The 26,451-nt window shown below is 37.2% G+C and carries 22 protein-coding genes; 13 read left to right on the top strand and 9 right to left on the bottom strand.

The genetic code is table 11. The features are described from left to right. Nucleotides 1–8: 8 nt before the first annotated feature. On the bottom strand, nucleotides 9–1,325 hold the full coding sequence (gene miaB / locus PERMA_RS03785) for a tRNA (N6-isopentenyl adenosine(37)-C2)-methylthiotransferase MiaB (protein ID WP_015898927.1): 1,317 nt from the start codon (nucleotides 1,323–1,325) through the stop codon (nucleotides 9–11). Nucleotides 1,326–1,407: 82 nt separating this feature from the next. On the opposite strand from miaB, the gene PERMA_RS03780 reads away from it, so the two are divergent. Next, the gene (locus PERMA_RS03780; protein ID WP_012675490.1) at nucleotides 1,408–2,235 is read left to right on the top strand and encodes a M23 family metallopeptidase; all 828 of its coding nucleotides are present in this window, start codon (nucleotides 1,408–1,410) and stop codon (nucleotides 2,233–2,235) included. Between the two features lie 31 nt (nucleotides 2,236–2,266). Next, the gene (mutS, locus tag PERMA_RS03775; RefSeq protein WP_012676827.1) at nucleotides 2,267–4,879 is read left to right on the top strand and encodes a DNA mismatch repair protein MutS; all 2,613 of its coding nucleotides are present in this window, start codon (nucleotides 2,267–2,269) and stop codon (nucleotides 4,877–4,879) included. A gap of 21 nt (nucleotides 4,880–4,900) precedes the next feature. On the opposite strand, the gene PERMA_RS03770 is transcribed toward mutS, so the two are convergent. From PERMA_RS03770 to PERMA_RS03745, 6 genes are all read right to left on the bottom strand, one after another. Further along, on the bottom strand, nucleotides 4,901–7,888 hold the full coding sequence (locus tag PERMA_RS03770) for an AAA family ATPase (RefSeq protein ID WP_012676151.1): 2,988 nt from the start codon (nucleotides 7,886–7,888) through the stop codon (nucleotides 4,901–4,903). 152 nt (nucleotides 7,889–8,040) lie between these two features. After that, entirely contained in the window at nucleotides 8,041–8,793 is a 753-nt protein-coding gene (locus PERMA_RS03765) for a slipin family protein (protein ID WP_238527229.1), read from the bottom strand. 156 nt (nucleotides 8,794–8,949) lie between these two features. Beyond that, entirely contained in the window at nucleotides 8,950–9,273 is a 324-nt protein-coding gene (gene cutA, locus PERMA_RS03760; protein ID WP_012676405.1) for a divalent-cation tolerance protein CutA, read from the bottom strand. Between the two features lie 10 nt (nucleotides 9,274–9,283). After that, nucleotides 9,284–10,672 carry a PAS domain-containing protein gene (locus PERMA_RS10630; protein WP_012675327.1) on the bottom strand — a complete coding sequence of 463 codons (1,389 nt, stop codon included), beginning with the start codon at nucleotides 10,670–10,672 and terminating at the stop codon, nucleotides 9,284–9,286. Nucleotides 10,673–10,682: 10 nt separating this feature from the next. Then, on the bottom strand, nucleotides 10,683–12,371 hold the full coding sequence (locus tag PERMA_RS03750) for a DEAD/DEAH box helicase (RefSeq protein ID WP_012676659.1): 1,689 nt from the start codon (nucleotides 12,369–12,371) through the stop codon (nucleotides 10,683–10,685). After that, the gene (locus PERMA_RS03745) at nucleotides 12,371–12,880 is read right to left on the bottom strand and encodes a hypothetical protein (protein WP_012675439.1); all 510 of its coding nucleotides are present in this window, start codon (nucleotides 12,878–12,880) and stop codon (nucleotides 12,371–12,373) included. The genes PERMA_RS03750 and PERMA_RS03745 overlap by 1 nt, the downstream gene beginning before the upstream one ends. A 142-nt stretch (nucleotides 12,881–13,022) precedes the next feature. On the opposite strand from PERMA_RS03745, the gene dnaK reads away from it, so the two are divergent. Beyond that, nucleotides 13,023–14,891 (top strand): molecular chaperone DnaK, encoded by a 1,869-nt coding sequence (gene dnaK, locus PERMA_RS03740; protein WP_012676519.1) that lies wholly within the window; start codon nucleotides 13,023–13,025, stop codon nucleotides 14,889–14,891. 20 nt (nucleotides 14,892–14,911) lie between these two features. Here the strand turns inward: dnaK and PERMA_RS03735 are convergent, their stop codons facing one another. Continuing rightward, on the bottom strand, nucleotides 14,912–16,597 hold the full coding sequence (locus PERMA_RS03735) for a sensor domain-containing diguanylate cyclase (protein ID WP_012675655.1): 1,686 nt from the start codon (nucleotides 16,595–16,597) through the stop codon (nucleotides 14,912–14,914). Nucleotides 16,598–16,711: 114 nt separating this feature from the next. On the opposite strand from PERMA_RS03735, the gene htpX reads away from it, so the two are divergent. From htpX to PERMA_RS03720, 3 genes are all read left to right on the top strand, one after another. After that, nucleotides 16,712–17,578 carry a zinc metalloprotease HtpX gene (htpX, locus tag PERMA_RS03730; RefSeq protein ID WP_012675976.1) on the top strand — a complete coding sequence of 289 codons (867 nt, stop codon included), beginning with the start codon at nucleotides 16,712–16,714 and terminating at the stop codon, nucleotides 17,576–17,578. Between the two features lie 145 nt (nucleotides 17,579–17,723). Further along, nucleotides 17,724–18,458: a hypothetical protein gene (locus tag PERMA_RS03725; RefSeq protein ID WP_015899006.1), complete on the top strand. Its 735-nt coding sequence runs from the start codon at nucleotides 17,724–17,726 to the stop codon at nucleotides 18,456–18,458. A gap of 13 nt (nucleotides 18,459–18,471) precedes the next feature. Then, on the top strand, nucleotides 18,472–19,806 hold the full coding sequence (locus tag PERMA_RS03720; RefSeq protein WP_148206440.1) for an ArsB/NhaD family transporter: 1,335 nt from the start codon (nucleotides 18,472–18,474) through the stop codon (nucleotides 19,804–19,806). Nucleotides 19,807–19,822: 16 nt separating this feature from the next. Here the strand turns inward: PERMA_RS03720 and PERMA_RS03715 are convergent, their stop codons facing one another. Then, complete coding sequence (locus PERMA_RS03715; RefSeq protein WP_012676864.1) at nucleotides 19,823–20,176, bottom strand: hypothetical protein; 354 nt, start codon at nucleotides 20,174–20,176, stop codon at nucleotides 19,823–19,825. Nucleotides 20,177–20,239: 63 nt separating this feature from the next. On the opposite strand from PERMA_RS03715, the gene PERMA_RS03710 reads away from it, so the two are divergent. The 7 genes from PERMA_RS03710 to PERMA_RS03680 are packed head-to-tail and all read left to right on the top strand — an operon-like array spanning nucleotide 20,240 to nucleotide 26,425. Continuing rightward, nucleotides 20,240–21,007, top strand: coding sequence for a CheR family methyltransferase (locus tag PERMA_RS03710; RefSeq protein WP_012675811.1), 768 nt, complete (start codon nucleotides 20,240–20,242; stop codon nucleotides 21,005–21,007). After that, the gene (gene cheB, locus PERMA_RS03705) at nucleotides 21,004–22,035 is read left to right on the top strand and encodes a chemotaxis-specific protein-glutamate methyltransferase CheB (protein ID WP_012675282.1); all 1,032 of its coding nucleotides are present in this window, start codon (nucleotides 21,004–21,006) and stop codon (nucleotides 22,033–22,035) included. Before PERMA_RS03710 ends, cheB begins: the two co-directional genes overlap by 4 nt. Continuing rightward, a complete protein-coding gene (locus PERMA_RS03700) occupies nucleotides 22,016–22,540 on the top strand; it encodes a protein phosphatase CheZ (RefSeq protein ID WP_012676476.1) in 525 nt (174 codons plus the stop codon). Before cheB ends, PERMA_RS03700 begins: the two co-directional genes overlap by 20 nt. 21 nt (nucleotides 22,541–22,561) lie before the next feature. Beyond that, complete coding sequence (locus tag PERMA_RS03695; RefSeq protein WP_012676027.1) at nucleotides 22,562–24,541, top strand: chemotaxis protein CheA; 1,980 nt, start codon at nucleotides 22,562–22,564, stop codon at nucleotides 24,539–24,541. Continuing rightward, nucleotides 24,541–25,035 (top strand): chemotaxis protein CheW, encoded by a 495-nt coding sequence (locus PERMA_RS03690; RefSeq protein WP_012676227.1) that lies wholly within the window; start codon nucleotides 24,541–24,543, stop codon nucleotides 25,033–25,035. The genes PERMA_RS03695 and PERMA_RS03690 overlap by 1 nt, the downstream gene beginning before the upstream one ends. 21 nt (nucleotides 25,036–25,056) lie before the next feature. Then, nucleotides 25,057–26,019 carry a chemotaxis protein gene (locus tag PERMA_RS03685; RefSeq protein ID WP_012676046.1) on the top strand — a complete coding sequence of 321 codons (963 nt, stop codon included), beginning with the start codon at nucleotides 25,057–25,059 and terminating at the stop codon, nucleotides 26,017–26,019. A 10-nt stretch (nucleotides 26,020–26,029) separates the two neighbouring features. Next, nucleotides 26,030–26,425 (top strand): chemotaxis response regulator CheY, encoded by a 396-nt coding sequence (locus tag PERMA_RS03680; RefSeq protein ID WP_012676174.1) that lies wholly within the window; start codon nucleotides 26,030–26,032, stop codon nucleotides 26,423–26,425. The last annotated feature ends 26 nt before the right edge of the window (nucleotides 26,426–26,451 follow it).

Here is a 26,451-nt window from a genome sequence, read left to right as displayed (position 1 = left end):
TCCTAAATTTATACTAATTGTTCTATCGCTTCCCCTTCAAGACTGAACCTGTTTACCTTTGTAACCTTCACATCAACTATCTCTCCTAACAAATTATTCCTTCCTTCAATATGAACAAGCTTATTTGTCCTTGTTCTTCCAACAAACCTTCCTTCCTTCTCTTCCTCAACAAGAACCTCAACTGTTTTACCTTCGTACTGTAGATTCTTCTTAAATGTTATCTCCTTTTGCATTAATATAAGGTCGTTAAGCCACTTACTCAAGGTTTTTGGATCTTCAGTCATGGGCATCTGTGCAGCAGGTGTTCCGGGACGTGGAGAGTACTTAAAGGCAAATACCTGATCGTATTCCACCTCTTTTAAGACTTTTATAGTTTCCATATAATCCTCGTATGTCTCACCTGGAAATCCTACAATAATATCTGTTGAGAGAGATATATCAGGTATATACTTCTTTAAAAGCTCTATCTTCTCAAGATACTCCTTCTGTGTGTATCCCCTTTCCATAGCTTTAAGTATCCTGTCTGATCCAGCCTGAATAGGTAGATGTAGATGTTCACATATCTGTGGTATCTCAGCCATAGCCTTTATTGTTTCCTCATCAAGATCCCTTGGATGTCCTGTTGTAAATCTTATCCTCTCAACACCTTCAACATCTGCAACAGCGTAGAGAAGATCAACAAATCTCACATCTCCAAGATCCTTACCGTAAGCTGTAACATTCTGACCTATCAGATGTATCTCCTTTACACCATCATCAATAAGCCACTGGACTTCTTGAAGTATCTCCCCTATACGTCTGCTTCTCTCTTTACCACGTGTGTAGGGAACTATACAGTATGTACATTTCTTGTCACATCCTCTCATAACTGTTACGTAAGCCGTATATCTGTTCTCTCTGACAGTAGGGTATTTATCAAGCTCTGTCTCATTCTGGTCTATATCCTCTAATATCTCAACAGCTTTATTACCCTGAAGTGCCTCTTCAAGAAGTTTTGGAAGATGGTGTATATTTGTTGTCCCAAATACCATATCAACAAAAGGAGCTTTCTGGAGTATCTCATAACCTGCCCTCTGTGCGAGACATCCGCAGACACCTATAACAGCATCAGGCTTTTTATTTTTTATCTTCTTAAACTCACCAAGAGCAGAAAGAACCTTCTGATCAGGCTTTTCCCTTACAGAACATGTATTTACAAGGATTATATCAGCATCTTCCCAGTCCCTTGCAGGTTCATAACCAAGTGTTTTAAGCATTCCTGCCATCTTCTGTGAGTCGTTTATATTCATCTGACAGCCAAAAGTTCTTATATAATACTTTTTCAACTGCTACACCTCTTTTATTTTTTATTTCAAACTAACAATTTATACTATAAACTATTTTTATTCAAACGTTAAAAGGTGGGTTATGTTAGCTGTAGCTGTTTTTCTCCTTATTTTATCCCTGACATCCTACGCTTCAGATATAAGTATATACTCTGAGTCTGTATATCCGGGATCATTAAACTATATAAAGATAAACAGCTTTGAAAGAAATTCAGAGTATACGATAGAGATTGAGTCCGGCAGTAAAACTTACAGATTTCCAGTAAAGGACAGTATAGCTTTCTTCGCTGTCCCTTATAAAAGCTCATCTGTTATAACGGTAAATCTGCTGAAAGACGGCAGAGTCATATACAGGAAGTTTATATCTGTGAGCAGAAAATCTTACCCCGTCTCAAAGATAAGGGTAAAGGAGAGAAAGAGAACAAAAGAAGTATTAAAGAGAATAGAAAAAGAGTACTTTTTGCTTAGAAAGATATTCAGAAAGTACTCACAGAAGCTTTTTGATGAAAGCTCATTTTATCCACCTCTTGATAAACTTTATGTAACCACGCCTTTTGGAGCAAAAAGAATTATAAACGGGAAGAAAAGATCAATACACTGGGGAACAGACTTTAGGGCAGCTGAAGGAACGCCTGTTTACGCCTCCCTTTCAGGAAAGGTTGAGATAGCAAGGGATCTGTTTTTTACAGGAAACACAGTCATAATAAATCACGGGCTTGGACTTTTTACACTTTATGCCCATCTTTCTGAGATCAGTGTAAAGGAAGGAAGCTTTGTAAAAGCTGGACAGATAATAGGAAAGGTAGGATCAACAGGAAGATCAACAGCACCTCACCTTCATTTTGGTATTTATATAAACGATCAGAGGGTTGATCCTGAGCTTGCTCTGGATATTATCTTTTTAGAGTAGGATAATATTAAAAAAAGATCAGAGGTACAGGTTGAAGGAAGAAAAGAATATAACACCTATGTTAGCCCAGTACCACAAAATAAAAGATCAGTATCCTGATGCCCTTGTTCTTTATAGACTTGGTGATTTTTATGAGATGTTCTATGAGGACGCCCATACGGGAGCAAGGGAACTGAACATAGTTCTGACAAAGAAAAAGGTAGGAAAGGACAGATACATACCTATGTGTGGTATCCCCTTCCATTCCGCTGACAGCTATATAACAAGACTTGTATCAAAAGGCTACAAGGTTGCTATCTGTGAACAGCTTGAAGATGCTTCAAAGGCTAAAGGTATTGTAAAGAGGGATGTTATCAGGGTTCTCACACCTGGAACATATTTTGAGAACGAAAAGCTGAAAAGCGCTCTCCTTGGGATATATCAGGAGAGGGGAAGGTTTTATATAGCCTACCTTGATCTTTCTACAGGAGAGTTCACTGGAGGCAGTCTAAACAGGGATGAGCTTATATCCTTTATAGGAAAATTCCAGCCAAAAGAGATCGTTGTTCAGGAAGGGTATGATTTTTCAGATCTAAGATCACAGTTTAAAAGTATATTTTTCTCTCAGCTCCCTGAAGATTACTTCAGTGAGGATACACACTCTGAGTTTCTGGGATTTTTCAAAACAGGACATATATCTGCTTTTGGTTTTGACACAGAAGAACAGAATGTTATATATCCCCTATCAGCTGTATGGAAGTATGCGAAGGTAACACAGAAATCATTTCTCCCATTTATATCAACACCAAAGCCCTACAGGGAAGACAGCTATGTAAGACTTGACTACTCTGCACAGAAACATCTTGAGATAGTAAGCCCAAATGAGGGGAATATACCTCTTCTGAGGGTTATGGACAGAACATTAACAGGAATGGGAAGGAGAAAGTTAAGATTTTTCCTCCTACATCCCCTTAAAAACAGTAAGGAGATAATAAAAAGACAGAACGCTGTAACAGAGCTTGTTGAGAATACTGAGTTAAGGGAAAAGATAAGGGATATACTTGATCAGATATTTGATATAGAAAGGCTTATCTCAAAGATATCCTCAAACACATCAACACCGAGGGACCTTGTTGGGCTGAGGGAGTCATTAAAGAAGGTATCAAAACTGAAGGAGATATCAAAAGAGATAAAATCAGATCTGCTGAAAGAGTCATTTGAAAGGATAGAGGATTACAGCTGGCTTATTGAGAAACTTGATAGATACCTTGAGGATGATCCACCTATACATCTTAAGGAAGGAGGTCTTATAAAGAAAGGTGTTGATAAAGATCTTGATGAGCTGAAGGAGATAAAAGAAAAAGGTAATGAATGGCTAAAAAGCTACCAGGAAAAACTGAGAAAAGAGACAGGGATACAGAGTCTAAAGATAGGATTTAACAAAGTTATGGGATACTACATAGAGGTAACGAAGCCAAACCTCAAGCTTGTTCCAGATCATTTCAGAAGAAGACAGACATTATCAAATGCTGAGAGATTTATAACTGATGAACTTCAAAGTTTTGAAGAAAAGATACTCTCTGCAGATGAGAAGATAAAAGCATTAGAGTATGAGATATTCATGAGAATAAGGGAAGAGGTTGCATTCCTGTCAGACAGAATAGGAAAAACAGCCCAGCAGGTTGGGATGATAGATGCTATCCAGTCACTTGCACAGATAGCTGTTGAGAAGGGATGGACGAAACCTGATATACACGACGGTTACGAGATAGAGATAAAAGAGGGATACCATCCTGTTATAAAAGAGTTTATGCCTGATTTCGTTCCAAATAACCTTAAGATGAACAGAAACTCATACTTTCATATAATCACAGGACCAAATATGGCAGGTAAAAGCACATTTATAAGACAGTCAGCGATAATCATTCTCCTTGCACAGACAGGATCTTACATACCTGCGAAAAAAGGAAAGATAGGTGTTGTTGATGCTATCTTCACAAGGATAGGATCAGGTGATGCCCTTGCCAAAGGTCTATCAACATTTATGGTTGAGATGCTTGAGATGGCGAATATAGTAAACAATGCTACTGAGAGAAGTTTTATCGTATTAGATGAGGTAGGAAGGGGAACAAGTACGTATGACGGACTGTCTATAGGATGGGCTATATCTGAGTATCTCGCTGAAAAGGTAAAGGTGAAAACATTATTTGCTACGCATTACCACGAGCTTACACAGCTTGAGAGGGAGATAAAAGGTGTTAAGAACTTCCATATGGACATATTTGAGGATGGAGAAAATATAAAATTCTTATACAGGGTTAAGGAAGGTTTCAGCAATAAAAGTTACGGTGTCCATGTTGCAAAACTTGCAGGGATTAAAGAACAGATAATAAAAAGAGCATACGAGATACTTTACTACTTTGAGGAGCAGAGGGATAAAAAACTTGAGGAAGATATATACTCACTTAAACAGAAGGAAAACAGTTACCTTAATGAGATAAATGAGCTTCCACTTTTTAAAGAGATAGAAGATATTGAGAAAGATGAGTACAGACAGATACTGGAAGAGATAGAGAGTATAGACATAGGAAGTATAACACCGGTAGAAGCTCTTGTTTTCCTGAATGATCTAAAGAAGAAGATAAAAAGACTGAAAGAGAGTTAAAAGGGGCTTAAAGCCCCCTTTTTATGACCTGGCTTCTGCTTCCTGTTTTACTCTGAAAACAAGCTGACCGTTCTCCTCATCAAGAACAACTGTATCCCCAGGTTTTACCTCACCTGAGAGTATCTTTTCAGAAAGTGGTGTTTCAACATACTTCTGTATAGCCCTTCTGAGAGGTCTTGCTCCGTAAACAGGATCGTATCCAAGTTTTGATATAAGCTCCCTCGCTTTATCTGTAGCCTCAAGATGAATATCCCTGTCTCTAAGTCTTGCGTTCAGGAGCTTTAGCATCATATCCACGATCTGGAGTAGCTCATTCTTCAGAAGTGGTTTGAATACAAGTATATCGTCAAGCCTGTTTAAGAACTCAGGTCTGAAGTAATTTTTAACCTCATCTAAAACCTTCTGTTTCGCTGACTCAAACTCCTTTTCCACAACATCATCTGGAGCATCAAAAGGTATCAATGTGAGGTACTGACTTCCTATATTTGATGTCATTATGATGATCGTATTCCTGAAGTTAACAGTTCTTCCTTTTGAGTCTGTAAGTCTTCCATCATCAAGAACCTGGAGGAACACATCAAAAACCCTTGGATGTGCCTTTTCTATCTCATCAAGGAGTATGACTGAGTAAGGCTTTCTTCTTACAGCCTCTGTAAGTTTACCACCTTCCTCATAACCTACATATCCTGGAGGTGCTCCAATAAGTTTGGCGACAGAGTGTTCCTCTTTAAACTCTGACATATCAAGTCTTATAAGTGCATCCTCATCTCCAAAAAGAACCTCCGCAAGTGCTTTTGCCGTCTCTGTTTTACCTACACCTGTTGGACCAAGGAACATAAATGATGCTAAAGGTTTTCTTGGGTCAGAAAGTCCAGCCCTTGCTCTTCTTATAGCCTCTGCAACAGTTTTTATAACATGCTCCTGATCAACAACCCTCTTATGCAGTTCTTCCTCAAGTCTTAAAAGTCTCTGCATCTCCTCTTCTTTCAGTCTTGATATTGGAATACCTGTCCAGTCTGATATGACCTCAGCAACATCATCCTCAGAAACAACAGTTTTCTCAGCTATCTTAAGCTCAAGCTCTTTTATCTGTTTCTCAAGTTTTGCCTTCTCTATCTTAAGCTCTGTCTCTTTCTCGTAGTCTCCTTTTTCAGCTGTCTCTATTATTCTTCTCTCAAGCTCCTCAAGCTGTTTCTTAAGCTGATCAAGTTTCAGATGCTCACTGTCCGATTTTGACATAACCTCTTTAAGCTCTTTCTCAAGCTTTGCTTTTTCTATCTTAAGCTGGGCTTCCTTCTCATAATCACCTTCCAGAGAAGCCTGAACTATCTGTTCATCAAGCATCTTTATCTTTCTCTCTATCTCTATCACCTCAGGTGGAGCGTAAACGAGCTTGAGCTTTTTCCTTGCACATGCCTGATCCAGTGCATCTATAGCTTTATCAGGAAGCTTTCTGTCTGTAACATACCTGTGTGTGAGCTTTGCAGCAGCTTCTATAGCTGAAGGATCTATCTTTACCCCATGGTGTTTCTCAAGTCTTGGCTTGAGAGCGTTCAGTATCTCAATGGTTGTCTCAACATCAGGCTCTTCCACATAAACAGGCTGGAATCTTCTCTCAAGTGCAGGATCTTTTTCTATATGTTTTCTGTACTCATCTATAGTTGTGGCACCAATAACCCTTATCTCACCTCTTGCAAGTGAAGGCTTCAGAAGATTACCTGCATCTGTAGCTCCTTCAGCAGCACCGGCTCCAACGATTGTATGAAGCTCATCTATAAAGAGAATGACATTTCCATCATTCTTTATCTCATCTATAATCCCTTTAAGTCTTTCCTCAAACTCACCCCTATACTTTGTTCCAGCGAGTAATGCTCCCATATCAAGTGCAAGTATCTTCTTGTCATAAAGCTCCTCTGGAACTTCTTTATTTACTATCTTCTGGGCAAGACCTTCAACTATAGCTGTCTTACCAACACCAGCCTCACCTACGAGGACAGGGTTGTTTTTTGTTCTTCTTAGAAGAACCTCTATAACCTGCTGAATCTCTTTTTCTCTTCCTATAACCGGATCAAGCTTTCCCTCCCTTGCTAAAGCTGTAAGATCCACTGTAAATTTTTCCAGTGGTGATTTTTCTTCTTCAGCCATCTCTTTCTGGATATTTTCTCCATTCATCTTCTCTTTTCCTCCTGACAGTATTTGTTTTAATATTTTTCCTGCGATAGTTGTCTCATCTTCTATAAGTGCAGATGCTATATGGTAAGGCTTTACCTGAGTCTCACCTGAGGATAAAGCCTTTTTCTCTGCGGTTTCAAGTACTTTTATAAATTTATTACTGTAGATCTTACCTGTCTCAGTTCCGAGAGCTTCCTGAGATATTTTTACAACAACCCTGTCAGGCGAAAATCCCAGATCATCAATCTGTTTTACCAGATCTGAGTTCTCTATAACTCTGTATAAAACAGCTGAGAGCGTTATATTGCCTGAAATAAAAGCCTCTGCAGTTTTCTCATCCATTACCTGTAGCAGTGATCTTTTAATCTGGTCTATCTGGCTTCTCAGCTGATCTTCATACCTTTTCAGCCTTTCGTACTCAATCCTTACAGAGCTTCCAAAACCACCCCAGAAGGAGCTTTCCTCGTATCTCAACTCATTCTCAAGCTCCCTTTTCTCAGCTGAAACCCTTTTTAACTCTTCCTGTATATTTATAAGATCGTTTCTAACCTTTGTAAGCTGTCTCTGAAGATCTTTTATGTAGTTTATATACTCTGTAACAGATCTGTTTATCTGTGAATAAAGATCCTTCAGATAACTGTCAATCTTATTTACAAGATCCTCTGTATCTATACCTCTTTTTTCAAGTATCTTAATTAAAGGGGAGTCTTTCTTAGATATGAGTGCAAGGAGCAGATGGTCTGTATCAACAAGCTTATCCCCCTGCTTCTGTGCGATACTTTTTGATAGATCTATAAGCTCCCTTGATTTCTTATCCAGTAGATTCTCACTGAACATCCTTTCCTCCTTAAATATTAGCTTAGTGTTATAAAATTTCTTTAGTGTTTGGTTATAAATATAATACCTGATAGAAAATTATGCAATACCAATTGAAGAACTGATCAGATTATAAGATCAAAAAAAGCGAGAGGATCTTTAAAATCCAGTTTTTAGTCGGTTTTCTTGAATTTATCTAAAAACTCAAGCATCTCTGTTGGGAATGGGAAGACTATAGTTTTTGCGTTTTTCTGTCCTATTGTTGTTAGTGTTTCAAGATATCTCAGCTGCATAGCTATAGGCTGTTTTGATAGAAGTTCTGCAGCCTCAACAAGTTTCTGAGCGGCCTGATACTCAGCCTCTGCACCTATTATCTTAGCCCTTCTCTCCCTTTCAGCTTCAGCCTGTCTTGCCATAGCCTTAACAAGCTCTTCAGGAAGATCTATTCTCTTAAGTTCAACGGAAACAACCTTCACACCCCATATATCCGTCTCCCTGTCTATTATTTCCTGAAGCTTCAGGTTCAGTTTGTCCCTCTGTGATAGAAGCTCATCAAGCTCAGCCTGACCACAAACGCTTCTAAGTGTTGTCTGTGAAAGCTGGGATATCGCATAAACATAGTCCTCAACATTAACTATAGCCTTAACAGGGTCTATAACCCTGAAGTAAACAACAGCATCAACCTTAACAGAAACGTTATCCTTCGTTATAATATCCTGAGTTGGAACATCAAGTGTTACAACCCTTAGAGAAACCCTCACCATCTTATCTATGAAAGGGATAAGGATTATAAGTCCAGGTCCTTTTGCACCAATAACCCTACCAAGACGGAAAACAACACCTCTCTCGTATTCAGGAAGTATTCTTATTGCTGCCGCTAAAAATATGATTATCAGTATTACCAAAACTATTATTGATGGTGCCATGCCCAACCCCTTTAAAAAACTCAGTATTTCTGGTAAAAGATCAAATCCCCCGACAGCGATTGTAAAAACTACGAGGTATACTAAAACTGTTAAAAGCTCTTTTATAAGTCTCATTATGGGATTATATTACAGCATAAAATCAGGTGTAGCAAATACTTACCTGTAAAGAGTATCATCTATCCATTTAAGATAGGAATCTGAACCGGCTATAATAGGAAGTGCTATTACCTCAGGAACTGTGTAAGGATGTATCTTTTTAACAAAATCAGTGAGCTTCTCAAAGATCTCCAGCCTTGTTTTTACAATAAGAAGAAGCTCATCATCATTTTCTATATTACCTTTCCAGTAGTAAATGGAGTTTATATCCTTGACTATATTTACACAGGCTGCTAATTTTTCTTCAACAAGTTTTTTAGCTATATTATTTGCTGTTTTACTGTCTGGAACTGTTATAAAAACGACTATATACTCAACTTTCATCCAATCTCCCCTAAACATTTGATATATTTGATATGGTATCTGTAATCTTATTAATATTATACTCAACCTCTTCAAGCTCGTACTTTAGATTTCTGTTTTCATCTTTGACCTCAGATAGGGGAACTGATATATCGTTAAGTATATCTTTTGTACTCTCAACGAGTTTGTTTACCTCTGTAAATATTATAGAAAAGCTTGTTTCTGTCTGGTGAGCTGATTCTACCATACCATTAAGGTAAAGAAACTCAAGCCTTTTTATAAGGATCTTCAGCTTTTTAAGATACTCGGAGATGTTCAATAGATGATGTCCCATCTTTTCAGAGTAAGAATATGTTTTTTCTGAAGATATCTTTAATGATCTGACAAGATCAATAATATTCTGCTCAAGCTCTTCTATATCATTATCTTCTCTGGTTTCATCCTCCTCAAGTATAGAGTGTAAAAATTTTGTTATAGCTATAACTTCAAGCTTTGATATGTTTATCAGAAGGATTATCCTGTCTATATCTTCCATAATTATCTCTGTTATCTTTCTCATCTCGTCTATTATTTTATTCCCTACCTCTGAGTTCTTCCTCATCTCAGCAGAGAGAACAGAAAAGGATGCTCCCTGACTTCCAAGTTTGAAAGACTCAACTGAGGAGTTCAGTGATATAAGTCTTATATCATCTGTAAGACTGAATATTCTGTCTGATTTTTCATCAAGAAGCTTTCCGAGGTTCTCAAAATGAGTGATCTTCCTGTATATGCTGTCATACAGCTCATCAATCTTTTTCGCATACCTGAATATTGTTGCCACATTCTCTGTAAAACTGTTTTCAAAGATCATATCTGGTGGAATATCTTCTACCTTAAGAACATCTTTTTTATCCTCTATCTCTTTGCTTAAAATGTCTGTCATAAAGCTGTCATAGCTTTTATAACCTAAAGATCTTACTATCTCTTCAAGTTTTTTTAATGATGCTTCCATACCTCCGGACTTTTCAGCATTGAGAAGTTCAGCGTAAACCTTTGGTATATGATCAAAAAACTGTGTTGTCGGTTTTATCCTTATAGAAAGATACTTTTCTATATTTCCCTCATTATCAAAGATAGGAACAACCGTGGCAAGAACCCAGTAGTAACTGCCGTCTTTTGCTATATTTTTTACATAGGCAACTATCGGCTTTCCAGACTGTATATAATCCCACAGAAGCTTAAAGACTATTCTGGGCATATCTGGATGTCTGATAATGTTGTGGGGTTTTCCTATAAGTTCTTCCTTAGAGAACTTACTTACTCTGATAAAAACATCATTACCTGACAGAATTATACCTTTAAGATCCGTAGTGGAAAAGAACATCTCATCAGGTAAAAATACAGATTCTATATTTTTAGGTTCTACCTTAGGTCTGTGCATACCTCCCTCCTTAAGCTGGAACGGATTTCAGATTTATTCCAATAAACTCCATAAGATCATCAACTGTTACCATCTCATCAACAGGTTTTTCTATTCCATCTATAACATTCTGTATCATAGCCCTTTTCTCCTCTAACTTCTGGAGTATCCTCTCCTCAACTGTATTTCTCATCACAAAGTTATATATATTAATCTTGTTCTTCTGACCTATTCTGTGAATCCTGTCCTCAGCCTGCCATATCTTTGCAGGATTCCAGTGGAGATCAAAAAATATAGCATAACTTGATTCTGTTAATGTCAGACCTTCTCCCGCAGAAGTAATAGTACCAATAAATACATACTTATTCTTCTTTTCCTTAAAATCCTTTACAGCTTTTATCTTTTCCTCAGGTCTCATCCCACCGTGGTACTGGACTATATAATCTGGATTGATGTAATAGGAAAGATTGTTAACTATCCTTTCTATCCCGTATTTAACAAAGTTTGTGAAAACTATAACCTTTTCATCATTTTTTATAAGTTCTATTATTATCTCCCTCAGTCTCGCCATCTTTGGACTGTCAAAACCTTTAGAGGGGAAATTACATACCTGTCTAAGTTTCTGGATAGAGTGTATGATATTCTGTTTAAGTATAAATTTGAAGTTCTTCTCATCTCTGTATTTATCTATAATGTCCTCTATTTTCTCTATCTCCCTTCCAAGAATCGAATCGTACTCTAATTGCTGTGAAGGTGATAGATCAAATTTCTCTATCTCTGGAGGTAATTTTTCAGGAAGCTCTTTAAGAACATCCTTTTTAAGTCTTCTGAGCATAACAGGTCTGATAAGCTCCCTTGCCTCCTCCTCAGATATACTCTCCTTTCTCTGTTTATCAGGGAAGAGAAACTCGTAAAGTGAGAGAAGTTCTTTCAGGTTGTTCTGGAGAGGTGTTCCACTTAAAGCCCACTTATATCTGGAAAGTCTTGATATAAACTTAACGGCCTTTGTTTTTAAAGCAGAAGGATTTTTTATATTGTGGGCTTCATCTATTATTACAAGATCCAGAGTGATTCTGAACTTTCCAAGATAATCTTTATAATGTTTGTAATCGTTTTTTAAGCTGTCATAGCTTATAAGGTAAACATGGGAGTCTATGTTCCACAGAACTTTTCTGCCTTCTTTACTATCCCTTATAGTTACAAACTGTATCTCCGGAGCCCATAGATTCAGATGTTCTTCCCATACTGAGATAAGGTTTGACGGAACTATTATGATAGCTTTCTTTACATCTCCCTTCATAAATAAGATTCTGAGAGCTGTCGTTGACATAACAGTTTTTCCTGTTCCCATCTGGTCAGCAAGAAGTGCTGATCTGTTGCTTATAAGGAACTTTATCCCCTGTATCTGGTAGTTGAAAAGTCTGTGTGGGAATGTTAGATCCTGAGGTATATCAAAATCTATGGATGGCATCAGAACAGGTTTTATAAGATCAAAGATGGATAGATTTTTATACTCCCTCTTCGTCAGTTTAACTGATTTAAAGTCGCCATTTAATATTTTATTAATATCTTTATCTTTTTTAATAAATATCTTTCCTATATTTTTAACTGTTGGGATCGGCTTTACAAGATTCTCAGAAACCCCACATATAGAATCGTTAAAGAGAGATACTGTATTCACCTCAATATCTTTAACCAGATTTCCAGATATATCAATCATCACTGACCCTTCTCTGAAAGGTATTTTATCGCTTTTTCTATTCGGTCAAAAGGTTCCATAATGTTAAAGTTTTTATATATCTCGTTAAGCTGTTGTGATATAGAAACGAGTCTGTTTTCATCCTGAGAGGATATAGTTATGTATAAAGGTTCATACTTCTCCTGTAGATTTATTATCTTATGACTCTGTCTGTTCAAAGGCATGAAGTACTCGTACTTCTGGATATGTACAACAGGTTTCTTGATCTCCTTCCTTATAGAAAGGAGAGATTTTTCCTTAACAAGAACTATATCGTAATCTTCCTGAAGAGAATCTAAAAGCTGGACTGTAAATCTTTCTTTATATAGAACCTCTTTAAGAGATTCCCCATAGAGTATCTCCTGGAGCTGATCAATATTAAGATTTGTAGTAATTCTGAACTCTACAGGTTTTGTAGTTTCATCTGTAAGAAGAACTCCTGCCCTGTAATTATCACCTTCTATTAAAAAATTTATGTAAGCTATCCTCATCTTAGCTCCCTGAGTATTTTTTTAACTTTTCGGCATTTAGATCAAACTGAAAAATATATGTGTAATAATATAAAAAATCTTGACAATGATTAACTAAAATATTATATTTTTTATGAGAGAATAAAAAAGGAGGTACCGATTAATGGGAAAGGTAATAGGAATAGACCTTGGAACTACTAACTCAGTTGTTTCAGTTATACAGGGAGGAGAGCCTGTTGTAATAGCAAACCAGGAAGGATTCAGAACAACACCATCAATAGTCTCATGGACAAAGGAAGGGGAGATACTTGTAGGTGATCCTGCAAAAAGAAGAGCTGTCCTTGATCCTGAAAATACTATATACGAATCAAAAAGATTTATAGGAAGAAAGTATGACGAGGTTCAGGAAGAGATAAAACATGTTCCTTATAAAGTTGTATCAGACGATAAAGGAGACGCTGCATTTGATGTTCCAAATGCAGGAAAGATTGTAAGACCTGAAGAGGTTGGAGCACAGGTATTAAAGAAACTTAAAGAGGCAGCTGAGAACTACCTTGGTGAGAAAGTTACAGAAGCTGTTATTACAGTTCCAGCATACTTTAATGAGAGACAGAGACAGGCTACAAAAGATGCAGGTAAGATAGCTGGACTTGAAGTTAAGAGAATAATCAACGAACCAACAGCGGCAGCTCTAGCTTATGGATTAGACAAAAAATCCGACGTTAAGATACTTGTTTACGACTTTGGTGGTGGTACTTTTGATGTATCAATTCTTGAAGGTGGAGATGGCGTAATAGAAGTTAAGGTATCAGATGGTGATACACATCTTGGTGGTTCTGATATAGATGCGAGAATAATAAACTGGCTTTTAGAGGAGTTTAAGAAGGATCACGGTATAGATCTTAAACAGGACAAGACAGCATTCCAGAGATTAAAAGAAGCAGCAGAACAGGCAAAGAAAGAGCTGTCATTCAAGATGGAAACGGAGATAAACCTTCCTTTCATAACAATAGATCCTAACACAAATCAGCCTTTACACCTTGAGAAAAAGCTGACAAGGGCGAGACTTGAAGAGATGATAAAAGATCTTGTTGACAGAACTATGGATATTGTCAAAAGAGCCCTTGAGGAAGCGAAACTCACACCAGCCGATATAGATGATGTTGTTCTCGTTGGTGGATCAACAAGAATACCACTTGTACAGCAGAAGATAAAAGAGTTCTTCGGAAAAGAACCTCACAAAGGTGTTAACCCTGATGAGGTTGTTGCTATAGGTGCTGCTATACAGGGTGGTGTTCTGGCAGGTGAGGTTAAAGATGTTCTTCTTATAGATGTTACACCTCTCTCACTCGGTATAGAAACACTTGGTGGTGTTATGACTGTTCTTATACCAAGAAACACTCCTATACCAACAAAGAAATGTGAGATATTCACAACAGCAGCTGACAACCAGACACAGGTTGAGATACATGTTCTACAGGGTGAGAGAAAAATGGCCAAGGAGAATAAATCACTTGGAAAGTTCTTCCTGACAGACATACCACCTGCACCAAGGGGAGTTCCACAGATTGAGGTGTGCTTTGATATAGATGCTGATGGTATCCTGCATGTTACAGCAACAGATAAAGCAACAGGAAAATCACAGTCTATAACTGTTCAGCAGTCTTCAGGATTAACTGAAGATGAGATAAACAGAATAATAGAGGAAGCTAAAAAACATGAAGAGGAAGATAAAAAGTTCCAGGAGACCGTTGAGCTGAGAAACCAGCTTGATGCCCTCGTCTACAGTCTTGAGAAAACCATCAATGAGAACAAGGGTAAACTGTCAGATGAGGATGTAAAAGAGGCTGAAAGTGTGATCAAGGAAGGAAAAGATGCCATAGCTTCAAATGACAGAGGAAAGATACAGTCAGCTATAGATAAGGTAACATCCGTTGCAAACAAGATAGCTCAGAAACTTTACCAGTCTGGAGCTCAGCAGTCTGAAGGAAAGAAAGGTGACGACGACGTTATTGAACCTGAGGTGAACTAAAAATGAGGGTAGCCCTGTGGCTACCCTGCCATAACAATATTCTTTCCACTACCTTTTGCCTTATAAAGCAGATTATCAGCCCTTCTCACTATAGAAACTGAATCATCACCTTCTAAAACCTCTGTAATACCGCCGCTTATCGTTATTCTTCCGACAACATCAAACACATGTCTGGATATCATCTTCCTGATACCATCAACAACGTGAAAACAGCTTTTCAGATCAGTATTAGGGAAAAGAATTATAAACTCCTCACCACCCCACCTTGCAAAAAGACTGTCATTTCTCAAACTTCTTCTAACAACGTTTACCACCTCTTTTAAAACATGGTCTCCCCTATGATGGCCATAGCTGTCGTTTATCTTCTTAAAGTTGTCTATATCAAAAAGGAAAAGACAGAATTTTGATCCGTTTAAAGAGAAATCTCTCAGTTTTTCCTCGAGTATCTCCTCAAATTTTACCCTGTTATAAATACCTGTAAGACCATCTGTTGTTGCGAGTTTCTCAAGCTTTTTCTCCAGTATCTTTTTCTCTGTGATATCGTGTCCTATGGAAAATATCTCTATAAGATTATTATCTGAGTCGTATACTGGTCTGTTCTTCCATAGTATCCAAACCCTTTTTCCATCTTTTGTCATATTTTCGTTCTCATTGTTAACATACCTGTTTGGATTTCTGGTTATATCCTCTATCATCTGGTGAAGGTTGTTACCTTCAGAATCACACTGCGGTACAATAGTATCGCAGACATTCTTTCCTATAAGCTCCTTTCTTTTATAACCGAAGAACTTTTCACCAAACCTGTTTATGAATGTTATGGTTCCATCAGGCTTCCATCTTAGAACTATACTGTTCACGTTCTCAACAAGCTCCCTGTAGTTCTTTTCCCTTTCCCTTAAAGCTGCTTCAGCCTGTATCTTTTCTGTTATATCCTTTAGATGCCATATCCTTCCAGAAACCCTGTTCTGAACCTTAAAAGGGATTGAATACCATTCGTATATCCTTCCATTGAGAAGTGTTAATCTGCCTTTACCGGATGCATAAATATCCTTTCTGAGCTCATCGATCCTTTTTAAAAACATCTTCTCATATACCACTTTTTTTGAAGCGATGTATAAAAATCTCGTTGTATCTTCCAGATCCTCATCCTTAACTCCCCATATATTCAGGAAGTTCTGGTTGTAAAGAATTATGTTGAAATTAAGATCAACAACAACAATACCGTCTGAAAGGGATTCTATAGTCCATCTCAGTATAGAGTTAGTTTTTTCAAGTATCTTTTCTAACTCTTTCTGCTTTGTTATATCAATGAAGAAATTGAGTATAGCAGGTTTGCCCTCATAGGTTATCTTAACAGGTCTTATCTGGAGCCATTTTGTCTGTAAGTTTATATCCCTGATTCTGAAAGTATAGCTTTCAGGTGCTGGCTTCCCCTGAAGTCTGTTTATATAGTTATTAAGGACCATCTGTTTGTCTTCAGGATGTATGAACTGTTCAAATGTTGAGTTCAGCAGTTTTTCCCTAGGTATTCCCACAAGAGAGGCCGCTTTCGGGTTCAGATATTTCATATACCCGCCCTGAAGTATAACTATAGCCTCCCCTGCATTTTCAACAATAGTTTTATATCTATTTTTCTCCTCTATCTGCTTCTTTAATCTTTCTATTTCTGACCTTAACTTTTCTACTTCTGCTGTTTTGTCGCCCATCATCCCTCCCAAAAATCATTATTTATGAATAACTTTTATTATATGATATTCTTCACTGAAATTTCACACTTTTAGAATACTATAAAAAAGAAAAACCAAGGAGGTAGCTAAAAGATGCATACTATCAAAACAGTCCTGCTACTTGGTGTTTTAACTGGACTGTTTTTACTTGCAGGGAAGATAATAGGTGGTCAGACCGGTATGATAATAGCCTTCTTCTTTGCAATGGCTATGAACTTCTTTGCATACTGGTTCTCAGATAAAATGGCATTAAAAATGTACAGGGCTCAGGAGATTCCTTATGAAGAAGCCCCATGGCTACACGATATGGTGGCTGAACTTGCAAGGAATGCAGGTATTCCAAAACCAAGAATATACCTTGCCCCAACGGAAATACCAAATGCATTTGCAACAGGTAGAAACCCTAAAAATGCTGTTGTGGCTGTTACATCAGGAATACTGAATATCCTCTCTCCTGAAGAGTTAAGAGGGGTTCTTGCACATGAGATAGCCCATATAAAAAACAGGGATATACTTATCTCATCAATTGCAGCAACTATTGGTGGCGCTATCTCAATGCTTGCTGAGATGGCCTTCTGGTCAAATATTTTTGGAGGAAATGATGAGGACAACGGTATAGGAGGACTTATCGGCTCACTGCTGTTATTTATTCTTGCACCTATAGCAGCGATGATAATACAGATGGCAATATCAAGATCAAGGGAGTACGCTGCTGACGCTACAGGTGCTGAGATATGCAGATGTCCTCTATCACTTGCAAAAGCTCTGGAAAAGTTAGAGATGGCCGCTCATCAACTTGCACCTGTAGCAGCAAGGGAGGTTAATCCCGGAACTGCACATATGATGATAGTTAATCCTTTAAAAGGAAGTTCTATAGCCTCACTATTCTCAACACATCCACCTACAGAGGAAAGAATTAGAAGACTCTATGAGATGGCAAGAAGAATGGGGAGTGTCTAATATACAGTGCCGCTTATAAGCGGCATCTTTCCCTTAAAGTTTCCTCTTTTATTCTCCGATAACCCTATTAAATAACAGATAAAAATAAAAGGAGCAAGTTATGCTATTTAAGCGGATCGTCTATTTTCAATATAAAAAGTTCAATATGAATAACTTTTCAATTTTAAAAGATCTGGCAAAGAAACTTGACGAAGAAGTAGTAATACTGGTTTCTGACCTTGATAATATCCCAAAAGACAGTATAGAAAGGGATCTCATAAATGAAGGGATCAATTATAAGATAGAGGTCAAATCAAGTCTTGATGAAGGAATAGAGTTTGTAAAAAGCTACTCACCTGACCTGCTTGTTTTAACAAAAGAAAAGATAGATCCTTTAGAACATATATTCCACCATACATACTGCGAAAAAATACTGGAGGAGTTTGAAAGTACAAACATACTGGCTTTACAGGAAGATACAGATACTTTAAAAAATGGTCTGATATATGTAAGTAAAGACCATTCAACCGTTGATTTCATAAAGAGCTCAAAATATTTCGCAGACAGAGTATTAGAGAATTATAAATTCATATATTCATTTTACGAGGACTTCTATGAAAAAAGACTTGTAAAGACCCACACTGAAGGTGAAGCAAAGCAGATAATAGCTGAGATGTTCAGGGAGCATGTTGATACTGTCAGATCACTGATAGCTAAAGCTGTAGGTGAAGAGAAAACGGAACTTCTCGTTATAAAAGGAGATCCTAAAAAGGAAATCCCATACTATGCAAGAAAAAACAACTATGATCTCCTGATATTCAACAGAGGTGTTGAGGATATAAACTCATTTATTGAAAACTCTGAAACATCAATAGGAATATTTTTAGATCAGACAAAATGAAAGGAGTAGGATGGTGGAACATCATTCAATTTTAAGTATGCTGGGCCTTGGAAGTAAAGAGATAATCTACTGGGTATCAATAGTTCTTTTTGTTGGAACTTACACTATGATAATCCTTGAGAAGTTTTTCCACAGAGTTCCCGCTGCTCTGTTTGGTGGTCTTCTGGCGGTTTTTTTAGGAGTTGTAACCCCTGAGGCTGCGTGGGAATCGATAGATCACAATACAATGTTCCTTCTAATAGGGATGATGATAATCGTATCTGTCCTTATAGAATCAGGCTTCTTTTCGATACTTTCAGCTACAGCTTTAAAGCTTACGAAAGGAGACCCACTTAAAATACTGTTGACATTTACAACACTGACAGCTGTCCTGTCAGCTTTTCTGGACAACGTTACAACAGTTTTATTTATGGTTCCAATACTTATTACGATGACAGCAAGACTAAAGTTAAAACCGGTTCCATATATAATAGCTGTCGTATTAGCATCAAATATTGGCGGGACGGCAACCCTGATAGGTGATCCTCCAAACATTATTATAGGATCAATAGGTGGATTTACATTTATGGATTTCATCGTTAACCTTGCACCAATAATAGTTGTTACACTGATAATAGGTACCGCTGTATTCACGTTTATGATGAAAATAAAAGGAGATCTGGAACCAAAGATAAAAGATGAGGAAGAGCTGAAAAAGATAGTCGAAGCCCAGAGGGTAGAATTTGATATTGTTCTTATGAGAAAAGGTCTTATCATTTTTGGTATAACGATAATCCTGTTTTTCCTCCATCATATTCTTCATTTAGAAGCCGGTACTATAGCCCTCTTTATGGCCTCGGTTCTGATGCTGTGGGCAAAGGAGAATCCTGAAAGAATACTTGAAAGGGTTGAGTGGACAACACTTATGTTTTTCCTGGGATTATTCATTGTTATAGGTGGTCTTGAACATTCTGGTGTTTTTGAGGATGTAGCCCATATGATAGCAGGTATTATAAAAGATCCCATACTTGGTATTCTCATCCTTGGACCCTTTGCAGCTATCATATCAGGAATTGTTGATAACATACCTTTCACCATGGCTATGTCTTATGTTCTTTTAGATTTTGCGAAAACAGCAGCATTTGATGTTGAACCATTATGGTGGGCATTAGCACTAGGTGCATGCCTTGGAGGAAACCTGACTATAATCGGAGCTTCAGCTAACGTTGTGGCTGCCGGTCTTGCAGAAAGGGAAGGCTATCCCATAAAGTTCTTCGACTTTGTTAAAGCAGGAACACCGGTAACCGTAATCACAGTCATAGTTGCACTGGGACTGCTGTGGCTTAAATACTATATCCTTGGTGTATAAAGGGGAGGTATCCCCTTTATATCTTTTTGTTGAAAAGACCTTTCTGCTCCTGTGATATATTACCAGACTGATCGTACTTCTGGGGTTCCTCAAAAAGTACTGAAAATATCTCATCTATAAACTGGGCGTTATTTGCTGCAAGAGTGAGATTTGATCTTCCGAGTGTTTCTATCTCTCTTAATTTATCCTCAAAACCTTTAAAATCCTCCCTGTTATACTTTGATAACTGTGAAAGTATATCCCTTTTTTCTTCAATCACCTTAACAAGCTCTTCAACATACCTGGCGTCCTGTATACTTTTAATCAGTAAATCCTTCTCTTCTTTTAGTTTTCCTATTAGTTTGTCCAGCAGGTTATTAACATTTTCCATTTTTCACCGATATTTATTTATAAGCGGATTTAATTATAATACTATTTTCGGTTGAGGAATAATTTGAATTTAGAGAAGTTAAGGGAAAAGATTCACCAATTTACAGGTAACCTTTATGATGAAGACAGACTTAAACTCCTTGAGGTCAAAGTAAGAAGCTTTATCAGAAAGTACGGTGTTTCAATTGACGAGGTATTCCGCAATAATGAGCTTTTTGATCTCTTTATAGACAGTATACTTGTAAATGAGACATCTTTTTTTAGACATAAAGAACAGATGTTTGAGTTCAAAGATCTATATCTTAAAGAACTAATAAATAAACCTTTCTACAAAATAATGAGCGCCGGATGTTCAACAGGTAAAGAGGTTTATTCTATCGCTATGATGATACTTGATCTGAAACCTGATGAAAAAAACAAAAGGGTAACAGGCGTTGATCTGAGCAGTTCTGTTCTCTCTGTAGCAAGGGAAGGTATATACGAAGCTGAAAAGATCAATCAGATTCCGGTTCCTTACAGGAAGTTTGTCACTTTGAAGGATGGTAAGCTGTATATAAAAGAGGACGTTAAAAATATAACCGAATTCAAACAGGGGAATATTGTCAGTGAAGACTACTTCTTCTTCAGAAACTATTCAGCTATATTCTGCAGGAATGTAATAATATACTTCACAAAAGAGAAGCTGAGAAAAGCGTTAAAAAATTTTCATTCATCTTTGACAAAATCAGGTATATTGGTCCTTGCACCTACTGAAAAGATAGACAGGGAGTTTTCTGATCTTTTCATTCCGGAAAAGAAAGGTAAATACACATTTTACAGGAGAGTAAATTGATCAATACAGTTATAGTTGATGACTCCTCAACAGTAAGAGCAGCTTTAAAAAAGATACTTGGTGATGCAAAAGATATAAATATCTCAGGAATCGCCACAAACGGTCTTGAAGCTGTTGAACTTGTTGAAAAACTAAGGCCCGATGTGGTCACACTTGATATTGAGATGCCCGTTATGAATGGACTTGAGGCCCTTGAGAAGATAAAAAAGGTCTCACCTTCAACAAAGATAATCATACTGAGCTCCTTAACAGAGGAAGGTGCAGAAATCACATTTGAAGCTTTAAAAAAAGGGGCTGACGATTTTATAACAAAACCTTCATCATTCATGGATCTTTTTAAACTTAAAGAAGATCTTATAAATAAGATCAGATCTCTATCACAATCAAAGGTAAAGCCATCATTCCACAGACAGAAAACTGAGATAAATCCAGAATTTGATGATACTCCTCTTATCGGAATCGGGGCTTCAACAGGTGGTCCTCAGGTCGTGTCTGAAATACTTTCTGGTATCAAAGAAAATCTTAAAGCTCATGTTGTCGTAGCTATCCATATGCCTGAAGGGTTTACCCAGACTTTTGCAAAAAGATTAAACCAGAGCTCCAGAATAACGGTTAAAGAAGCAGAAAATGGAGAGATACTAAAAGACAGTGTTGCGTATATAGTAAAAGGCGGAAAAAATATGATCATTGAAAATTTCAACGGAAAGAGAATGTTTAAAACGATTAATAAAAAAAGCAGATTTGTACCATCCATAGACCTACTCTTAAGCTCCATAGCACATACTACGAAAAAAAATAGTGTGGGGATTATCCTATCAGGTATGGGAAATGACGGTAGTGAAGGTGTAAAAGAAATAAAAAAATACGGTGGGTTAAATATAGCCCAGAATCCGGAAAGCTGCGTTCTTCCATCAATGCCCGAAAACGCTATAAAAACAGGTAAGGTCGATCTTATTCTAGATCCGGAACAGATTACCGAATTTCTAAATAATATTCAGGAGGTAAGATATGAACGAAAATCTATTTGATGAGCTGAAAAGGGTACTGTCTTTAATAGAACAATACAAAAAGGATATAGAAAGCCTTGGAAGTAAAAAAGAAGGATTTAGAAGTGTGAATGAACATATAGAGCTTGCAATACAGGAAAGTGAAGAGGCTACTCAGAAAATACTGGACAATATAATGGAGATAACATCTTTGATTAACAACAGTTTACAGACCGTTCTAAAGATAGACAATACAGAGATCAAGGAATCTCTGGAAGAAAACCTGAAAAAAGCAGTAGGTAAGCTGACAGAAACATTAACATTACTGGAGTTTCAGGACATCATATCACAGAGACTTCAAAAGATATCAAACTTCATATCAGATGTGGAAAAAGAGATACTGAAAATACTTATTCTGTTTGGAATTGGGAGAGAAACTTCCGAAAAGAAAAAGGAAGAACTTAAAGAGAAACTTGAAGAGCTTGAATGGAAGAGAGACGTTTCACAGGAAGATGTGGACGACATATTAAAACAGTTCGGACTTTAAAAAAATTTTGAGGTAATAAAAATGAAACTCGAATTCACTGATGATATGAAAGAGATCCTTGAAGAGTTTCTTATAGAAGCAGATGAAATACTGTCAAATCTTGATCAGGATCTTATAGAGCTTGAGACATCACCAGAAGATAAGGATCTGTTAAACAGAATATTCCGCAGTATGCATACATTAAAAGGTGGTGCAGGATTTTTAGGCCTTAATTCTATCGTAGAGATCGCACATAAGATAGAAGACATATTTAACAAGTTAAGGAACGATGAGTTAAAACTTACATCTGATATGATGGATGTTATATTTGAAGGTGTCGATAAACTTAAAGAATCCATTGAGATGCTTAAAGAAAACAGTGAGATACCAGATGAAGAAGAAGTAAAACCACTTCTCGATAAACTTGACACTATATTAGAAGGTGAGATAATACCTGAGATACAGCATGTAGCAGATGAAAAATCTGATAACGATGAAGATTTTGAGTTTGTACCTGATGTTGATCCTGACATAAAGGAACTGATATTAAAGTACAAAGGGAAGGATCTTGGGGAGATACTGGAAGAACTGATCCTACTTCCACCAGACGAAAGACCTTCACTTGAGGTTATTGAAAAACTTGAAAAACTTATTACTGAGGGAAAGGATGTAAAAGATCTGATAAAACCCAGGGAGGAATCCAGACCTGAGGGGGAAAAACAGGAAGAGGTTAAAGAAAAAGAGGATGCCCCTGTAAAAACAGATGAAAAACCACAACCAAAAGAGGAAACAAAACAGGTAACAAAAACAAAGAAAAAATCTGAAAAGAAGGAAGAGGTTATAAGGGTTGATGTTGAAAGGGTTGAGACATTAATGAACCTTGTAGGGGAGCTTGTTTTAGACAGGAACAGAATAGTAAAGCTGGCCTCAAATCTTGAAACTTCCTGTGAGAGTACAGATCTGATTGAGGAACTGCTGGATTCAATAACGGGAATGAGCAGAACTGTAAGTGACCTTCAGGATGCTGTAATGAAACTGAGAATGCAGCCTGTAAGAAAGATATTCAGCAAGTTCCCAAGGATAGTAAGGGATCTGGCGAAAAAACTTAACAGAAAGGTAAATCTTATACTGGAAGGAGAAGATACAGAGATAGACAGATCCATACTTGATAAACTTGAAGATCCATTAATACATCTTGTAAGAAACGCTATAGATCATGGTATAGAACCTGTTGAAGAAAGGTTAAAGGCAGGAAAACCTGAAACAGGAATTATAAAACTTTCAGCTTACCAGGAAGGAGACAGAATAATAATTTCTATAGAAGATGATGGAAGAGGAATAGATGTTGAAAAAGTCAAAAATAAAGCTGTTGAAAAAGGTCTTATAACACCTGAACAGGCACAGAATATGTCTGATAAAGAGGCTTTTGAGCTTCTGTTTATGCCTGGATTTTCCACAGCAGACCAGGTGAGTGAGGTTTCAGGAAGAGGCGTTGGAATGGACGTTGTTGCATCTACAATTCACTCACTTAGAGGAAGCATAGAGGTAGAAAGTGAAAGAGGGAAAGGCTCTAAATTCATAATGAAACTACCTCTAACAGTGGCAATTATAAGAACACTTATGGTAGGTGCAAACAACAGGATCTTTGCGATACCCCTTTACTCAGTTGTTGAGATAGTCAAGTATGAGCCTGAGAATGTAAAAAATATAGGACAGTTTAAATCGTTCATGCTCAGGGATGAGGTATTTTTACTTTTCAGTCTGAACGAGCTTTTTGACATGGAAGATAAAGGGGAGAAAGAGTTTATCGTTATTGTCAGGGTTGGGGAAAAGAATATAGCTATATCTGTTGAGGAGCTTTACGGTGAGGAAGAGATCGTTATAAAACCTCTTGGAAAACTGCTTGAAAATGTTCAGGGAATTGCAGGTGCTACAATAACGGGGGATGGAAAGGTTGTACTTATAGTGGATACAAACTCCCTTATAAATGATAAAAAATCACAGCTTGTAGGAGTACTATGATGAAAGACCTTGAAGTTTTAGGTGTTAAAGAGATAGAGAAGAGTGCATCTTATGAAGAAAGATTGATAACCTTCAGACTCAATCAGGAACTTATAGGGGTCAACATTCAGGATGTTATTAAGATAACAAAGGATATAGAAATAACGCCAGTTCCAAAAACAAAAGATTATATCTTAGGTGTGATGAACCTTAGAGGAAATATAATCCCGGTTGTAACACTTAAAAAGAAGTTCAATCTTCCTGAGAAAAGTGAAGAAGACAGCAAAAAAACTATTGTTGTTGTTGAAACTGAACTTGGACATATAGGAATTCTTGTTGACAAGGTAGAAGGGGCGATAAATATAAATCCGGATGAAATACAACCTGCTCCCATGAACGCAATAGGTATAGACCCTGAATTTATAGACGGTGTGATAATGATCTCAGGTGAGAAAGAGAAAGAGCTTTTAACACTTTTAAACATAAAAAAGATATTTAAAAAGGAAAATCTATGATAAGCACCCTGGAGGAATTTTATGAGTAAAAAGGATTTTTTACCAAAAATACTGGAAACAGGTGCAAATGAACTGGAAATCATTGATTTCAGAATGTTTGAAGAGTTAGACAACGGTGAGATATACGAATGGATACTTGGGGTTAACGTGGCTAAAGTTAGAGAGGTTATAAGAAAACCAAATCCTATCGTAAAATCCCCGGGATCACCGCCTGAGGTTGAAGGTATAGCAAAGATAAGAGGGGAGGTTGTTCCTATAGTCAACCTCGCCAAATGGATGAAGATTAAAGAACCTGAGAATGCAGGAAAGTACGTTATCGTTATGGAATTCCTGAGAGAGATAGTTGGTGTTATAGTACACGAGGCAAAAAGGATAAGAAGAATAAGGTGGGCAGACATAAGAAAGCCTCCCCCAAGTATAGAAGAGAGACTTGGTGGAAAGATTGTTGGAGTGATAGAGATAGAGGATGGAAATCTTCTCTTACTGCTTGATTTTGAAGGAATACTTGATGAACTTGGGATGATAAAAATATTCGGAATAGATGAGCATATATCTGAAGAGGAAGTGGAGAGAACCGGCCATTTCAACATACTTATACTTGATGACAGTCCTGTAGCCAGAAAGATAATAAGGGGTATTCTTGAAAAAGATGGACATACAGTTATTGAGGCAAAAAGTGGTCTGGAAGGTCTTGATATACTGAACAAATATCTGGAACAGGCATCAGCTGAAGGTAAAGATATAACAGATTATATCCAGTTAATAGTTTCAGACATAGAGATGCCCGGAATGGACGGTCTCACCTTTACAAGGAAGATAAAAGAACATCCAGAATTCAGTAAAATTCCTGTAATAATAAACACATCTTTAAGTGATAAAGCAACAGTTGATAAAGCCAAGTATGTAAATGCCGATGCTCATCTTGTCAAGTTTGATGCACCGGATCTTTTAAAGCTTGTCCATAAATACGCAATAAAAAAGTAGGAGGAAACAGATGGCTTTACCTGACAGAAATATAAAGATACTTGTTGTTGATGATATGGCAACAATGAGAAAGATAATAAAAGGTCTTTTAGACCAGCTGGGATTTAAAAATATAGACGAGGCTGAAGATGGAAAGGTTGCACTGCAAAAATTAAGATCAGGGAATTATGATTTTGTTATAACAGACTGGAATATGCCCAATATGACAGGACTTGAACTTGTCCAGGAGATCAGAAAAGACGAAAATCTGAAACATCTACCTGTTCTGATGGTCACAGCCGAGGCAAAAAAAGAAAATGTTCTATTAGCCATAAAAGCAGGTGTAAACAACTACATAGTAAAACCTTTCACAGCAGAAGTGTTAAAAGAGAAGATTGAAAAGATATTCTCAGCATTAAAAAAATAACTTTTACTTATCAGTGCAGGAGGTTA

Origin of the sequence: Persephonella marina EX-H1, from assembly GCF_000021565.1 — a bacterium.
In the GTDB taxonomy this organism is placed as follows: Bacteria; Aquificota; Aquificia; order Aquificales; family Hydrogenothermaceae; genus Persephonella; species Persephonella marina.
Note: the sequence above shows the minus strand (reverse complement) of the source record. Positions and strands in the feature narration are given on the sequence as shown.